This window comes from Rheinheimera muenzenbergensis (assembly GCF_036984005.1).
Taxonomy (GTDB): domain Bacteria; phylum Pseudomonadota; class Gammaproteobacteria; order Enterobacterales; family Alteromonadaceae; genus Alishewanella; species Alishewanella muenzenbergensis.
Genome location: NZ_JALAAR010000013.1, coordinates 98,994 through 114,076, shown reverse-complemented (window position 1 = coordinate 114,076; position 15,083 = coordinate 98,994). Strand labels below are relative to the sequence as shown.

Here is a 15,083-nt window from a genome sequence, read left to right as displayed (position 1 = left end):
AACATTCCCGGAGTAAGTGTGGTTCAATAACAGGTAGTGGCTGAGAGCTCCGCGCAGCGGCTTAGTTCAACAGCTTATTCAAAGGATCAGAACCCGCGAGTTGCGTGTTTAAGATCCCGCAAGTTACAAATTAGGATTGAGTTTATTCCGCTAGTTAAATGTAAATCAAGCATTTTTATCTTGTAGCAATTATTGAGCTTCAAAACTCGGGTTTTGCACCCGCGAGTTGTTGATAAAAAACTCAAAGCAAACTACTGTTTATTTAAACAGCTATTGTGAGCAGGTTATTATGGCTTCTATGTTTCTAAATTTTGTCCGCGAGTTTATGACTACACGGCGTTATGCGAGGCGTACGATTGACACTTACGAACACTGGATTCGATTTTATATCTTGTACCATGGTAAGAAACATCCGTCGCAAATGGCTGAAGCTGAAGTCGAAGCATTTTTGTCATATCTAAGCAATCAACGTAATGTTGCAGTGAAAACCCAGGCCACTGCACTTAATGCGCTGGCATTTTTATATCGGCATATTATTCAGCGTCCGTTATCCCTTGAAATGCGCTTTCATAAGGCACAGGTTGCGACTAAATTACCTATTGTATTAACCCGAGATGAAATTCAGCGTTTGCTGCTGTCAATTGATCCAAAGTATAAATTAGTCGCTCAGCTATTATATGGCAGCGGACTGCGTTTGATGGAAGCCGTGCGATTGCGGGTAAAGGATATAGACTACGACTATATTTCGCTGATGATTTGGCAAGGTAAGAGCAACAAAAACCGCAGAGTAACACTGGCACCTGAATTATTAGCTTTGCTACGCAGTCAATCTGATTTGGTGCAGCAATACTGGCTGCGGGACCGCCAAAGCCCCGAGTACAGTGGTGTTTGGCTGCCTAATGCACTTGCGGTTAAATATCCATCCGCCCCTTTTGAAGTGGGTTGGCAGTATCTGTTCCCTTCTGCGCAGCTTAGCGTTGATCCTGAATCGAAAACGGTTAGACGCCACCATATTGACGAAACCACGTTAAGAAAAGCGATTAAACAAGCAGCAAAGCTGGCCAGAATTCAAAAACAGGTGACTTGCCACACATTAAGACACAGTTTCGCTACCCACTTGTTGGAGTCCGGTGCCGATATCCGCACCGTACAAGAGCAATTAGGCCATACCGATGTTCGCACTACACAAATTTACACTCACGTTTTAAATCGCGGTGCAGCGGGCGTTAAAAGCCCGCTATCCCAACTGCTGTAAAAAAAGGCGCCGCAGCGCCTTGTTCAACTTATACAAAGTCGTTAAAAACAATCACCTGGCACGCGCACATAGCCTTCCATCAGTACCCGCGCGCTGCGGCTCATTATGGCTTTGGTTACCGTCCAGTGGCCGTTAACCTGGGTTGCCGCTGCACCAACCCGCAAGGTGCCTGACGGATGGCCAAAGCGCACGGCTTCACGCTCAACCCCGCCCGCTGCCAGGTTTACCAGGGTGCCGGGTATCGCGGCGGCGGTGCCGATGGCTACCGCTGCGGTGCCCATCATGGCATGGTGCAGTTTGCCCATTGATAGCGCCCGCACCAGTAAATCAATTTCACTGGCGTTTACCGGTTTGCCGCTGGACGCTACATAGCTTTGTGGTGGCGCAACAAAAGCAATTTTCGGCGTATGGGCCCGTGCGGCTGCTTGGCTGATATCCGTCATCAGGCCCATTTTAATGGCGCCGTAAGCACGGATGGTTTCAAAGCGCGCCAGTGCGGCGTTGTCGCCATTTATCGCATCTTGCAGTTCAGTACCGGTATAGCCAATATCAACAGCATTAACGAAGATGGTTGGAATGCCGGCGTTTATCAGTGTGGCACTAAAGCTGCCAACGCCGGGTACGTCGAGGGTGTCTACCAAGTTGCCGGTGGGAAACATGGCGCCACCGCCCTCGCCTTCATCTGCTGCCGGATCGAGAAACTCAATTTGCACTTCTGCTGCCGCAAACGTAACACCGTCCAGCTCAAAGTTGCCGGTTTCCTGCACCTCACCATTGGTTATTGGTACATGAGCAATAATGGTTTTGTTAATATTGGCCTGCCAGATGCGCACGGTACAAATGCCGTTTTGCGGTATGCGCTCTGCTGCGACCAGGCCATTACTGATAGCAAAAGAGCCTACCGCTGCGGTTAAGTTACCGCAGTTGCCGCTCCAATCGATAAACGGCTTGTCTATGGCGACCTGGCCAAACAGGTAGTCGACATCGTGATCTGTTTTGCCACTTTTGCTTAAAATTACCGTTTTGCTGGTGCTGGACGTCGCGCCGCCCATACCGTCGGTGTGTTTACCATACGGATCCGGGCTGCCGATAACCCTTAGCAGCAGGTTGTCGCGCGCTATACCCGGCACCTGAGCGGCCTGAGGTAAGTCGGTCAGTTTAAAAAACACGCCTTTGCTGGTACCGCCACGCATGTAGGTGGCTGGGATTTTTATTTGTGGTGCAGTCATAGTTGTTACCCATTAAAAGCTATACATTTGCGTAGAGTACGAGCCGACAACCCTATTTTGCTCGTCGCAGCAACTCGTTCCCGCTTGCGCGTTCACTCAGACACTCTGCGCCGACAAAACAGGGCATCGACTCTCCATTCGGAAAATCAATGCACTCTGCCAGCGAAGGTTAGAACCGCTGAAATGTTGTCACAGAGTGTCTGAGCCCTGCCGTAGGCATAAGGGCGAGTTGCTGTGACAAGCAGTTCAGAGCGTTGTAACCGTAGCCATATACTGCTTGAACCGCTATTGGTTAAACAGCCCCTTGCAAAAAGTCCTGTGCAAAACGCTGCAGTACACCGCCGGCTTCGTAAATCGACACCTCTTCAGCGGTATCTAAGCGGCAGGTTACCGGCACGTTTAGCGATTCACCGTTAGTGCGGTGAATAACCAGGGTTAACGTCGCCCGGGGTGTACGCTCGCCTACCACATCGTAGGTTTCTGTGCCATCCAGCGCCAGCGTAAGGCGCGTGGTACCGGCTTTAAACTCCAGCGGCAACACGCCCATACCAATTAGGTTAGTGCGGTGAATACGCTCAAAGCCCTCAGCGGCGATGGCTTCAACACCGGCTAAACGCACGCCTTTAGCCGCCCAGTCACGCGATGACCCCTGGCCGTAATCAGCACCGGCAACAATAATCAGTGGCTGTTTACGCTGCATATAGGTTTCAATGGCTTCCCACATGCGGGTAACCTTGCCCTCTGGCTCAATCCGCGCCAGTGAACCTTGTTTAACCTTGCCATCGACAATGGCCATTTCATTAATCAGCTTGGGATTGGCAAAAGTAGCACGCTGCGCCGTTAAGTGGTCACCACGGTGCGTTGCGTAGGAGTTAAAGTCCTCCTCCGGCAAACCCATTTTATGCAGATATTCACCAGCGGCACTGTCGAGCATAATGGCGTTAGACGGCGATAAATGATCGGTGGTAATGTTATCCGGCAACAACGCTAAAGGCCGCATGCCTTTTAAGCTACGCTCACCTGCCAATGCGCCTTCCCCCTCTGTCTGCCAATAAGGAGGCCGGCGAATATAGGTGCTTTGCGGCCGCCAGTCGTACAGGGGGGTTACTTTGTCGCCGTAATCAACCTCGACGGCAAACATCGGCTCGTACACTTTACGGAACTGCTCCGGCTGTACACTGGCTTTTACGACGGCATCAATCTCAGCATCTTCCGGCCAGATATCTTTTAAAGTAATGGCCTTACCGTTATGGTAACCCAGTACGTCTTTTTCGATATCAAAACGAATGGTGCCGGCAATGGCATAAGCCACCACTAAAGCCGGTGAGGCCAAAAACGCCTGCTTGGCGTAGGGGTGAATGCGGCCGTCAAAGTTACGGTTGCCGGATAATACCGCTGTGGCGTATAAATCGCGCTCTACTACTTCTTGTTGAATAACCGGATCAAGCGCGCCACTCATGCCGTTACAGGTGGTGCAGGCAAAGCCGACAATACCAAAGCCAAGTTGCTCTAATTCCGGCAGTAAACCGCCCTCTTCTAAGTACAGCTGCACGGCTTTGGAGCCAGGCGCCAGTGAGGTTTTTACCCAGGGCTTGCGCGTTAAACCGAGTTTATTGGCATTACGTGCCAACAAGCCAGCAGCGATCACATTACGCGGGTTACTGGTGTTAGTACAGCTGGTAATAGCAGCAATAATTACCGCGCCGTCGGGCATTTTGCCCTCTTCAAGCTGATACTTGCCGGCGATGCCTTTAGCCGTTAAATCGCTGGTCGATAAGCGGGCATGCGGGTTTGACGGCCCGGCCATGGTGCGGCCTACGCTGGATAAATCAAATTTAAGTACCCGCTCATACTCGGCAGTTTTTAAACTGTCGCTCCACAGGCCTGCGGTTTTGGCGTAAATCTCAACCAGTTTCACCTGCTCGCTTTCGCGGCCGGTCAGGGTTAAATAATCCAGTGTTTGCTGATCGATACTGAACATGGCTGCGGTAGCACCATATTCCGGTGTCATATTTGATATCGTAGCCCGATCACCCAGGCTTAAGCTGTCGGCACCTTCACCAAAGAATTCCAGGTAGCTTGAGACTACCTTTTCTTTGCGTAAAAACTCGGTTAACACCAGTACAATGTCGGTAGCCATAATACCAGGCTGGGCTTTGCCGGTTAGCTCTACGCCGATAATATCCGGCAGGCGCATCCAGCTGGCACGGCCCAGCATGACGCTCTCAGCCTCCAAGCCGCCAACACCAATGGCGATAACGCCCAGTGCATCAACATGCGGCGTGTGACTGTCGGTACCGACTAAGGTATCAGGAAAGGCCACACCGTCTTTGGCATGAATAACCGGCGACATCCGCTCTAAGTTAATCTGGTGCATAATGCCGTTGCCAGGCGGGATCACATCAACATTTTTAAAGGCTTTTTTTGTCCAGTTAATAAAATGGAAGCGATCGTCGTTGCGCCTGTCTTCAATGGCGCGGTTTTTGGCAAAGGCGTCTTTTTCAAAACCGCCATGCTCCACAGCTAACGAGTGGTCTACGATAAGCTGGGTAGGCACAACCGGGTTTACTTTAGCCGGGTCGCCGCCTTTGTCGGCAATGGCATCGCGCAGGCCGGCTAAGTCGACCAGTGCAGTCTGGCCTAAAATGTCATGGCATACCACACGGGCCGGAAACCAGGGAAAGTCTAAATCGCGCTTGCGGTAAATCAGCTGCTTTAATGCATCAGTAAGCATGGCCGGATCGCAGCGGCGCACTAAGTTTTCTGCGTGCACACGTGAGGTGTACGGCAGTTTGGCGTAAGCGCCGGGTTCTATGGCATCTACCGCGGCCTGGGTATCAAAATAATCCAGGTTGGTGCCGGGCAGTTTTTTACGGTATTGGCTGTTCATGGTGTTTACTCTGTCTGGCAAAAAGAGGGCTACGCCCTCTTTGAATGTATTATGGTTCGATGATGGTAGGTTGGAACCCCATTTGCGCAGCCATAGAGTGTCTGAGCCCTGCCGTAGGCATTAGGGCGAGTTGCTATGGCGAGCAGAATGGGTGTTGCAACCGATCCAAAACACCGAAGTTTATAAGCTTTTTGTCTTACCGCTCAGCAAGAGGCTTTACGCTACGTGGTTCTACACCAACGTAATCAGCACTTGGCCGGATAATACGGTTATCCGCACGCTGCTCCATCACATGGGCGGCCCAACCGGTTAAACGGCTGCAGACGAAAATCGGCGTGAACAGCTTAGTTGGAATACCCATGTAGTTATAAGCCGAGGCATGGAAGAAATCAGCATTACAAAATAGCTTCTTCTCACGCCACATTACCGCCTCACAACGTACAGACACGTCATACAGCTTAGTATCGCCGTTAGCCTTGGCCAGCTTTTCAGACCACTCTTTAATAACGGCGTTGCGTGGGTCAGAGTCTGAGTAAACCGCATGGCCAAAGCCCATAATTTTTTCTTTGCGCTCCAGCATCCCCAGCAGTTTTTGCTCAGCATCGTCCGGATTAGCCATTTTTTCAATCAGTTCCATCGCCGCTTCGTTGGCTCCACCATGCAGTGGGCCGCGCAGTGAACCTATAGCACCTGTGATGCAGGAGTGCATATCACTCAGTGTTGAAGCACAAACGCGGGCGGTAAAGGTAGAGGCATTAAACTCATGCTCAGCATACAAAATCAGTGACGCTTGCATCACTTCAACGTGCAATGCAGAGGGTTTTGCACCGTGTAACGTCCAGAGAAACTGCTCAGCAACAGAATCGGCCCCGGTTTCTACCTCAATGCGTTTGCCATGGTGGCTGTAGTTGTACCAATAATTAACCAGGCCGGGGAATATCGCTAATAGCCGATCGCTGGCATCCTGTTGCTGCTCAAAGCTTGCTTCGGTTTCCAGATTACCCAACATAGAGCAACCGGTGCGCATCACATCCATTGGATGGGCGCTGGCCGGAATACGCTCCAATACATCTTTTAATGCCTGCGGTAAGCTGCGCAGGCTTTTTAATTTGGCTTTGTACGCCGTTAACTCAGTCTCTGTTGGCAACTCGCCTTTTAAAATCAGGTGCGCCACTTCTTCAAAGCTGCAATTGGCGGCTAAATCTTTTACATCATAACCACGATAGGTTAGGCCTGAGCCTGTTTTACCGACAGTCGACAGTGCTGTTTTTCCTGCGACCTGGCCGCGTAAACCGGCACCTGTGAGTACTTTACCTGTTGACATGCTGTTCTCCCCGTTGTCTTTAATTTAAAAATTCGAACCTAAAAATCAGGATTTCTTGCTGCTAAACAGCTGATCCAGTTTTTCTTCAAAGCTGTGGTAGTTTAAAAAGTCGTATAGCTCTGCGCGGGTTTGCATGCTGTCAATCACGGCTTTTTGGTCACCATTGGCCAAAATAGACTGATACACATTTAAAGCAGCTTTATTCATAGCGCGAAACGCACTTAGCGGATACAACACCATAGCCACACCAACACTGGCTAACTCGGCTTTATTAAACAGCGGCGTTTGACCAAACTCAGTAATATTTGCCAGCACCGGCACCTTTAACGCACTGGTAAAGGCTTTATATTGCTCTAAGGTATGTACTGCTTCGGCGAAAATCGCATCGGCACCGGCATCCTGACAGGCAATGGCACGCTCAATTGCCGCCTCTACTCCTTGCTGCGCTAACGCATCTGTACGCGCCATAATAAAAAAGCTTTCATCACTGCGCGCATCGACACTGGCTTTTACCCGGTCGACCATTTCATCTAATGACACAATTTCTTTGTTGGGTCTGTGGCCGCAACGCTTTTGCGCTACCTGATCTTCAATATGAAAACCCGCCGCACCGGCGCGGCTCATTTCTTTTACTGTGCGGGCTATATTAAAAGCCCCGCCCCAGCCTGTATCTGCGTCTACCAACAACGGTAAGCTGGTGGCAGCGGTAATACGGCGGATGTCTTCACAAACATCATTTAATGATGTCATGCCCAGATCCGGCAAACCAAAAGAGGCATTGGCCACACCAGCACCGGATAAATACAATGCCTGATGGCCGGTGCGTTCGGCCATCATCGCCGTGTAGGCATTAATGGTGCCGACAATTTGCAGTGGTTGGTTGGCGCTAATCGCGGCGCGCAGTTTTTGTCCGGCAGTCAGTGTGCTCATGTTAGGTCCCCGTTTGTTGCAGTTGTTTTTCAATATTACGCCGTGATGCGGCTATATGGCGGCGCATCAGTAAATCGGCCAGTTCACCATCACGGTTGGCAATGGCATTAAGAATAGCTTTATGTTCGTCAAATGCCCGCGACACCCGCGGTCCGTTCATACCCAGCTGTACCCGGTACATCCGTACCAAGTAATAAAGTTCGTCACATAATATATTGATTAAATACTCGTTTTTACTGCCCAGGATCACGCGGTAATGAAAGTCCAGATCACCGGCTTCCTGGTAATAACTTTCGCCTTCGCGTACCCGCTGGGTGTTCAAATGTTGATCGAGCAAGGCACGTAGCTCAGCAATCTCGCTGTCGGCCATGTGTTCAGCCGCTAAACGGCAGGCCATACCTTCAAGGGTTTCACGCAACTGATACAGTGACAACAAACCCTGTGTCGACAATTTCACTACCCGGGCACCGGCATTAGGAATACGTTCGATTAAATGACAACGTTCTAAGCGGGCTAAAGCCTCCCGCAGCGGTGCCCGGCTTAAATCAAAGCGTTTGGCTAGCTCCGGCTCACTGATCTTACTGCCTGGCGCTATCTCACCTTCGACGATAGCACGCTGAATTTCTAACAGCACCCGGTCTGCAGCAGTAATAGGTGAACGCAAAGAAGGATGAAGCAACATAGATATTGTCGACACAATTAAGTAATGCGCTAGTTTTATAGCGTTTAAACGCCAACGTCAAGCATTTAGCCAACAACATTGTCGACAATTATACCAAAGTATGGCTTGCAGACTTTACAGTCTGCAGTAGCAAGGCTGTATTAGCATCCACAGTTATATGCCGGGAGCCAGACTTTTTTTAGATTTTTTGATTATTTAATATCCAGTTTAGATAATAAAAAACGCTAAAAGAGCAGGCATAAGCCATTGCCCCCAAAAAGGGTTCAACGCAGTAATGTTGCCTGCTTCATCGGATAAGCTGGGGATAACCTGCAGATAACAGGTGGGTAAAATAGCAAAATGATAAGCCGATCATCGACATCGGCTCGCGAACCGACAGAGGAAAAAATCAGTGAATTAACTACACTAAATCTTACCTTCACTTATTGCAGTATGTAACGGTAGCGCACGGCTCATTCCCTATGAGCCATTCCCCTAAGCCCGGAACAATGCGGATTGGTTCCGGGCTTCTTTTATCTGCCATAGACTATTTAAGCGGCTTTGTTTACTAAGCTGAACAACTGATAAAAATTAGCTGTAGTAACCCGGGCAAGCTCGTTCAGGCTTACACCTTTAACGTCTGCTACCGCCTGAGCGACCGCGGTAACATAGGCAGGCTGGTTGGTTTTACCACGATGTGGCACCGGTGCTAAATAAGGTGCGTCAGTTTCTATCAACAAACGGTCCAGCGGTAACTTTTTCACTACAGCGCGCAATTCATCAGCATTGCGAAAGGTCATAATACCGGATATGGAAATGTAAAAGCCCAGATCTAACGCTGCTTTTGCCATGTCCCAGTTTTCAGTAAAGCAATGCAGCACACCACCACTTTTGTCAGCCTGATGGCTGCGCATCAGCGCCAGCGTATCGGCTCTGGCATCACGGGTATGAATGATCAAAGGCTTACTTAGCTGATTAGCCACTTCGATATGGCTGACAAAGGCTGATTGCTGGCTTAACTTGCTGTCTGGCGCATAGAAGTAGTCCAGCCCGGTTTCACCTACTGCCACTACATCTGGCGAGCTGCATAGTTGTAACAGCCGCTCAGCGTCTATTGCTTCCTGCTGGTGCAACGGGTGTTCACCGCACGACACCGACACACAGTCAAAACCGGCAACCTGCTGTGCCATCTGCGCGTATTCATTCAGGCTGACACAGACACACAACATATGCTCAATTTGTTGTGCCTGGGCGTTAGCGACAACCTGCTGCAGGCTAAGGCCGAGCTTATCCAGTTCCAGCCTATCGAGGTGACAATGAGAATCTACAAACAAAACAACTTCCTGCAATAATGGCTGCGTTAAACGCCGGATTAAATGGTGTAGGTAGGATCTGACGAGGTCAGCATGCCACCGAGTAACTTTTCAATTTGTGCCCCAAGCTGGGACTTATCATCAATAAAGGTAATGCCAATGCCGGCCGGATTAGAGCTTTGTGAGCCATGCGGCGTGATCCAGGCAACCTTACCTGAAACGGTTATAGATTCCAGCGCATCCGGTAAGGTTACCGACAGCGCCAGCGACTGGCCCATTTTATAACTGCGTGCAGTGCGTACAAACAAACCACCGCTTTTTAAAAAAGGCATATAGCTGCGGTATAAATCTTTTACGTCACTGAAACTTATCGACAACTCTTCCATATGTCCTCCGCTTAGCGGCTTAATTTTTTTAAACTGGTTAGCATAGTTGTAAGCGCCAGCTGTTTATTTTGCCCTAAAATTTGTTTTTCGTCACGGCACCAGCGACTAAACAACTGATGCAGAGCCAGTAACCGGGCCGGATCTTTACCAGCCAGCGCCGGTAACAGCTGCTGATGTAAAAACCAGCCAAGTAGCGGCGTAAGTTCGGTAATACTCTCAAGTTGCTTAACGCAGCCGGTCAGCGCCAGGCTACCGTCAATATAGTGCTGTAAACTGTTTAACCCATTTTGCAAATGGTCTGCGGCGCCGGTTTCAATTAACTGTAGCGCCTTTAAGGGCGCACCGGCACAGTAGGTGAGTAAAAAATCCGGCACCGCCCGGTTGGTTTTCTGCGCCAGCCACTGCTGCGCCTGTTGGTTAAACTGGGCGGCTAACGGCCACTTCTGGCAGCGGCTTAATACTGTTGCCGGCAAGGTTGCTGGCGCTGCTGTGGTAAGAATGATAAAGCTGTGTTGCGGTGGCTCTTCCAGCGTTTTCAGTAAGGCATTCGCTGCGGGCTCGGTCAGCTTTTCTGCCTGCAGCAATAACACGACTTTATTATTTTGCTGCTGCGCGCTACCGTGCAAAAACTGGCTGAGCTGGCGCACGGCATCAACGCCTATAGTGTTGCCGCTGCTGTCTAACACCAGCAAATCCGGATGATTGCCGGCACGGCGCAATAAACAGCTTTTGCACTGGCCACACGGTCTGTCTGTCGCAGTGCACAGCAGTGCATCAGCCAGATAATTGGCCAGGATACTTTTACCAATCCCTTCGGCCCCCGACAACAATAACGCGTGCGCCAACTGTTCGGCGTTTAGCAGCGCACTAAGTTGTTGCTGTGAAGCTTGCAGCCAGGGCAACATCAGGCCAGCGCCTGATCCAGCGCAGCGCTGATTTGCTGTTGCACCTGTGCTAATGGCAGATTGGCGTCTATCACGGCAATATTCGCTTCGCGCGAGGCAATCTGGCGGTATTTATCCCGCGTACGCTGAAAAAATGCCAGTTGCTCTTGTTCAATACGGTCAAGCTCACCACGCATACGGGCGCGCTGCAAGCCTAACGCCGGATCGATATCCAGATATAAGGTCAGATCTGGCTGTAAATTGCCCAGCACCATAGCGCGCAACGGGTTGATCATGTCATCACTTAAGCCACGTCCCCCGCCCTGATAAGCGCGGGACGACATATCATGCCGGTCAGCCAGCACCCAGTGCCCTGCCGCCAGTGCCGGTTTAATTACATTGGTTATTAGCTGCATACGCGCGGCATACATCAGTAATAGTTCAGTTTCTGCCGCGACCTGTTCATTGTCACGAACTTGTTTTACCAGATCGCGTAATTTCTCTGCCAACGGCGTACCACCGGGCTCACGGGTACAAACCGGGGTAATACCGCGTGCGGCCAGCCAGCTCTTAATGTGGGCAATAGCAGTACTTTTGCCGGCACCTTCCAGCCCTTCTACCACGATAAACTTAGGCTGTGCCGTCATTATTGCTCTCCAAAAATGTATTTTTTAACCGCAGCGTTGTGTTGCTGCAAGGTTGATGAAAACTGATGGGTACCATCGCCCTTACTGACAAAATAGTATAAATCGGTTTGTGCCGGTTGTGCTGCCGCTAACAAGGATGCGGCGGATGTCAGTGCTATAGGCCCGGGAGGCAACCCTCGATGCCGGTAAGTATTATAAGGATGCGGGTTATTCAGATCGGCCCGGGTGATATTGCCATTAAAATATTGCAAACCGTAAATAACAGTGGGGTCAGTTTGCAGGCGCATATTTTTGCGCAGCCGGTTTACAAAGACTGATGCCACCAGTGTTTTCTCTGGCGGATAACTGCTTTCTTTTTCGATAATAGATGCCAGCGTAAGTAACTGATAGCGGTTTTGCAGCGGCAAGTCGCCTTGGCGCTGCTGCCAGGCGTTATCCAGTGCGTTAAGCAACGCTTGCTGCGCCCGTTTAATCAGATTGCTGGCCGGGCTATTTGCCGTGTAGTAATAGGTATCGGGATATAACAGGGCTTCTGCGCGCTCGGGCGTACTGCCCCACTCAGCTGGCCATTGCAGCAATGCCAGCACTTGCTGCTCAGAGCTAATATCAAGCTGCAGATATTCAGCAGACTGCAACCGTTGCATTGCCTGCGCCAGCGTTTCGCCTTCAATAAAGGTCAGCGAAAACTGTGCTTCGCGGCCGCTGCGAAATAATGCCAGTACGTCAAGCAAGGTGCGCTCGTTGCTGATACGATACAACCCTTGCTGCACATGCGCCGCCGCCGGATTAAGCTTCAGATAGATCCGCAGCAGCAGACAGTCAGCAGATGAGAGCCGGCCCTGTTGTTGCCAGTTATGGCACAGCTGCCCGGCCGAGCTGCCCGCAGCAACAGGATATAAATCGCTGTCTAACTGCAACTGAGCCTGCTGCAGACTGTACCAGCCCCCCCCGCCTGCTGCAGCGGCGATAACGACGGCCACCAACAACCCTGCCAGTCGTTTTAGCATGCAAGCTGCCTGCTAAGCTGCTGCACCGCTGTCAACTGAAGTGCGCGCTGCTCAAATTGCCGAACCGGCACTATCCCCATTAAGGCGTTGCAGACAAACATAGCCTCGACCTGTTCAAGTTCATGCTGCTGCCATTGCACCAGATTGCATGTAAACTGCCGCAGCAGATGCTCACGCATCACACCTGCAACTCCGGCATTTATCAGCTCTGGGGTATACCACTGGCCTGCACGGTAAAAAAACACATTGGCGGCAATGGCTTCAGTAACAAAGCCCTGTTGGTCCAGTACCAATAAATCATCACAGCCTATTTGGGCCTGCTCCTGCTTTAGCAGTACTTGCTCCAGACGGTTGTTGTGCTTTAGTCCGGCCAATAGCGGCTGAATACCAAGCCTTAATGCGGCGCACTCAAGATAAATGCCCCGCTGCTTTGCTAAGGTATGATCTGGCAATGCGGCGCTACTGATATACCAGTTGGGAGTTGTAATGCCTGCAGGGCTGTAACCCCGGCCGCCTTCGCCACGTGACAAAACCAGTTTAACGACCTGCTCTGGTGCTGTGACCGCAGCAAACACCTGTTGCTGCAACAATGCCCAGTCTAGGCTGGCAAACCCCAGTTTTGTTGCAGACAATTGTAATCGCTTCAGATGCAGCGGCCACAGCTGCAGCTTTCCGGCAGACACCCGCATAGTGGTAAAGATACCATCACCATAATTAAAACTGCGATCTGCAATGCCAGGAACCAAACCTAAACCTGCCAGGTTAAAAAATCTTTGCGCAGTATGCCTTAAATAGCCGATAAAACAAAGGCTGCATCATGCAGCCTTTGTTTAATTAACCAGCAGATTAATTGTTTTAAAACAGTAAATTAAACCCGTTTGAACAAAATAGAACCATTGGTACCGCCAAAGCCAAAGGAGTTACACAGCGCATACTCCATACTGACTTGCCGCGCCTGGTGTGGCACATAGTCTAAATCACAACCTGCATCCGGATTATCCAGATTGATGGTTGGCGTTACCAGCTGATCCTGCAGCGACAATACCGTTATTATCGACTCTACCGAACCGGCTGCACCTAACAGGTGACCAATCATTGATTTGGACGAGCTGACCATAACCTTGGCAGCACTATCACCAAATACCGACTTAATTGCCATGGTTTCAGCAATATCACCTGCCGGGGTTGAAGTGCCGTGCGCATTAATGTAGCTCACCTGCTGCGGATTGACCTGGGCATCATTTAACGCATTACGCATAGATGCCGCCGCACCGGCGCCGTTTTCCGGAGGTGATGTCATATGATAGGCATCGCCGCTCATACCAAAACCCACCAGTTCAGCATAAATTTTTGCACCACGGGCTTTAGCATGCTCGTACTCTTCGAGCACCATGACACCGGCACCGTCACCCAGCACAAAACCATCGCGATCTTTATCCCAGGGCCGGCTGGCTTGCTGTGGCGCATCATTACGGGTAGATAATGCCCGCGCAGCACCAAAACCACCCATGCCAAGCGGCGTAGAGGCCTTTTCTGCACCGCCTGCAATCATCACATCGGCATCACCGTAACTTATCATCCGGGCGGCATGGCCAATATTGTGCACACCTGTAGTACAGGCAGTAACAATACTGATGTTTGGCCCCTGCAAACCCAACATAATAGACAGGTGCCCGGCAATCATATTGATAATGGTCGAGGGGACAAAAAATGGCGACAGCCGTTTTGGCCCGCTATTTGTCAATTTAGTATGGTTTTCTTCAATTAAACCCAAACCACCTATACCCGAGCCAATAGCTGCGCCGATACGGGGTGCATTTTGCTCGGTAACTTCGATACCCGAATCGCGAAAAGCCTGAATACCAGCAGCTACACCATACTGAATAAACAGGTCCATTTTTTTGGTATCTTTAGCCGGGAAATAAGGCTCGACATCAAAATTTCTCACTAAACCGGCAAACTTGGTGGTATAGGCACTGGTGTCAAAATGATCAATCAGTGAAATACCACTTTTACCTTGCTGCAGCCCCTGCCAGCTTGAGGCAACATCATTACCCAGCGGCGTTAACATGCCTAATCCGGTAACAACCACACGACGTTTTGCCACAACACCCTCCGCCATGGAAATTTGTAAAGTCTTAAAACGAAAACGGGTAGCTTAGCTACCCGTTCTGTAAGCAGTGCGCTTATTCAGCGTGTGCTTTAATATAGTCTATTGCAGACTGAACAGTAGTAATTTTCTCTGCTTCTTCGTCTGGAATTTCAGTATCGAATTCTTCTTCCAACGCCATTACCAGCTCAACTGTATCCAGTGAATCTGCACCTAAATCGTCAACAAAAGACGCTTCGTTTTTCACTTCGTCTTCTTTAACACCCAGTTGTTCGATGATAATTTTCTTAACGCGTTCTTCGATGTTGCTCATCTTTTCTTCCTTTTTCTCATATAAATCGCAACAAATCGTGCAATTTTGTGTGGCGCTAGTTTATGCGCAAGCCAAGTTGGTTGCAAGCAGAGTGCACAGCATTTTATGCTGGTCAAACCTGCTTTACAAACCCA

At 50.1% G+C, this 15,083-nt stretch carries 14 protein-coding genes; 1 reads left to right on the top strand and 13 read right to left on the bottom strand.

Annotated elements, in window-relative coordinates; translation table 11 throughout:
* Positions 1 to 289 precede the first annotated feature (289 nt).
* Entirely contained in the window at positions 290 to 1,255 is a 966-nt protein-coding gene (locus MN202_RS15115) for an integron integrase (protein WP_335736971.1), read from the top strand.
* Between the two features lie 41 nt (positions 1,256 to 1,296).
* Here the strand turns inward: MN202_RS15115 and prpF are convergent, their stop codons facing one another.
* From prpF to acpP, 13 genes are all read right to left on the bottom strand, one after another.
* Positions 1,297 to 2,484 carry a 2-methylaconitate cis-trans isomerase PrpF gene (prpF, locus tag MN202_RS15110; protein ID WP_335736970.1) on the bottom strand — a complete coding sequence of 396 codons (1,188 nt, stop codon included), beginning with the start codon at positions 2,482 to 2,484 and terminating at the stop codon, positions 1,297 to 1,299.
* 292 nt (positions 2,485 to 2,776) lie between these two features.
* Positions 2,777 to 5,374 carry a Fe/S-dependent 2-methylisocitrate dehydratase AcnD gene (gene acnD / locus MN202_RS15105; RefSeq protein WP_335736969.1) on the bottom strand — a complete coding sequence of 866 codons (2,598 nt, stop codon included), beginning with the start codon at positions 5,372 to 5,374 and terminating at the stop codon, positions 2,777 to 2,779.
* A 196-nt stretch (positions 5,375 to 5,570) separates the two neighbouring features.
* Positions 5,571 to 6,698 (bottom strand): bifunctional 2-methylcitrate synthase/citrate synthase, encoded by a 1,128-nt coding sequence (gene prpC, locus MN202_RS15100; RefSeq protein WP_335736968.1) that lies wholly within the window; start codon positions 6,696 to 6,698, stop codon positions 5,571 to 5,573.
* Between the two features lie 45 nt (positions 6,699 to 6,743).
* On the bottom strand, positions 6,744 to 7,628 hold the full coding sequence (gene prpB, locus MN202_RS15095) for a methylisocitrate lyase (protein ID WP_335736967.1): 885 nt from the start codon (positions 7,626 to 7,628) through the stop codon (positions 6,744 to 6,746).
* Between the two features lies 1 nt (position 7,629).
* Positions 7,630 to 8,310, bottom strand: coding sequence for a GntR family transcriptional regulator (locus MN202_RS15090; RefSeq protein ID WP_335736966.1), 681 nt, complete (start codon positions 8,308 to 8,310; stop codon positions 7,630 to 7,632).
* A gap of 530 nt (positions 8,311 to 8,840) precedes the next feature.
* Entirely contained in the window at positions 8,841 to 9,623 is a 783-nt protein-coding gene (locus MN202_RS15085; RefSeq protein WP_335736965.1) for a TatD family hydrolase, read from the bottom strand.
* A 38-nt stretch (positions 9,624 to 9,661) separates the two neighbouring features.
* Entirely contained in the window at positions 9,662 to 9,988 is a 327-nt protein-coding gene (locus MN202_RS15080; RefSeq protein ID WP_335736964.1) for a PilZ domain-containing protein, read from the bottom strand.
* 11 nt (positions 9,989 to 9,999) lie between these two features.
* Positions 10,000 to 10,893, bottom strand: coding sequence for a DNA polymerase III subunit delta' (gene holB / locus MN202_RS15075; RefSeq protein ID WP_335736963.1), 894 nt, complete (start codon positions 10,891 to 10,893; stop codon positions 10,000 to 10,002).
* Entirely contained in the window at positions 10,893 to 11,519 is a 627-nt protein-coding gene (gene tmk, locus MN202_RS15070) for a dTMP kinase (RefSeq protein WP_335736962.1), read from the bottom strand. The genes holB and tmk overlap by 1 nt, the downstream gene beginning before the upstream one ends.
* Positions 11,519 to 12,526 (bottom strand): endolytic transglycosylase MltG, encoded by a 1,008-nt coding sequence (mltG, locus tag MN202_RS15065; RefSeq protein ID WP_335736961.1) that lies wholly within the window; start codon positions 12,524 to 12,526, stop codon positions 11,519 to 11,521. Before mltG ends, tmk begins: the two co-directional genes overlap by 1 nt.
* Entirely contained in the window at positions 12,520 to 13,272 is a 753-nt protein-coding gene (gene pabC, locus MN202_RS15060; RefSeq protein ID WP_335736960.1) for an aminodeoxychorismate lyase, read from the bottom strand. The genes mltG and pabC overlap by 7 nt, the downstream gene beginning before the upstream one ends.
* A gap of 122 nt (positions 13,273 to 13,394) precedes the next feature.
* Entirely contained in the window at positions 13,395 to 14,633 is a 1,239-nt protein-coding gene (fabF, locus tag MN202_RS15055) for a beta-ketoacyl-ACP synthase II (RefSeq protein ID WP_335736959.1), read from the bottom strand.
* 79 nt (positions 14,634 to 14,712) lie between these two features.
* Positions 14,713 to 14,949, bottom strand: a complete 237-nt coding sequence (gene acpP / locus MN202_RS15050) for an acyl carrier protein (RefSeq protein ID WP_008223041.1) — start codon at positions 14,947 to 14,949, stop codon at positions 14,713 to 14,715.
* Between the last annotated feature and the right edge of the window lie 134 nt (positions 14,950 to 15,083).

Coding starts and splice junctions, on each gene's coding strand:
- prpB (WP_335736967.1), bottom strand. CDS start 7,628: ATGAGCACACTGACTGCCGGACAAAAACTGCGCGCCGCGATTAGCGCC.
- tmk (WP_335736962.1), bottom strand. CDS start 11,519: ATGACGGCACAGCCTAAGTTTATCGTGGTAGAAGGGCTGGAAGGTGCC.
- prpC (WP_335736968.1), bottom strand. CDS start 6,698: ATGTCAACAGGTAAAGTACTCACAGGTGCCGGTTTACGCGGCCAGGTC.
- mltG (WP_335736961.1), bottom strand. CDS start 12,526: ATGCTAAAACGACTGGCAGGGTTGTTGGTGGCCGTCGTTATCGCCGCT.
- acnD (WP_335736969.1), bottom strand. CDS start 5,374: ATGAACAGCCAATACCGTAAAAAACTGCCCGGCACCAACCTGGATTAT.
- MN202_RS15115 (WP_335736971.1), top strand. CDS start 290: ATGGCTTCTATGTTTCTAAATTTTGTCCGCGAGTTTATGACTACACGG.
- MN202_RS15080 (WP_335736964.1), bottom strand. CDS start 9,988: ATGGAAGAGTTGTCGATAAGTTTCAGTGACGTAAAAGATTTATACCGC.
- prpF (WP_335736970.1), bottom strand. CDS start 2,484: ATGACTGCACCACAAATAAAAATCCCAGCCACCTACATGCGTGGCGGT.
- holB (WP_335736963.1), bottom strand. CDS start 10,893: ATGTTGCCCTGGCTGCAAGCTTCACAGCAACAACTTAGTGCGCTGCTA.
- MN202_RS15090 (WP_335736966.1), bottom strand. CDS start 8,310: ATGTTGCTTCATCCTTCTTTGCGTTCACCTATTACTGCTGCAGACCGG.
- acpP (WP_008223041.1), bottom strand. CDS start 14,949: ATGAGCAACATCGAAGAACGCGTTAAGAAAATTATCATCGAACAACTG.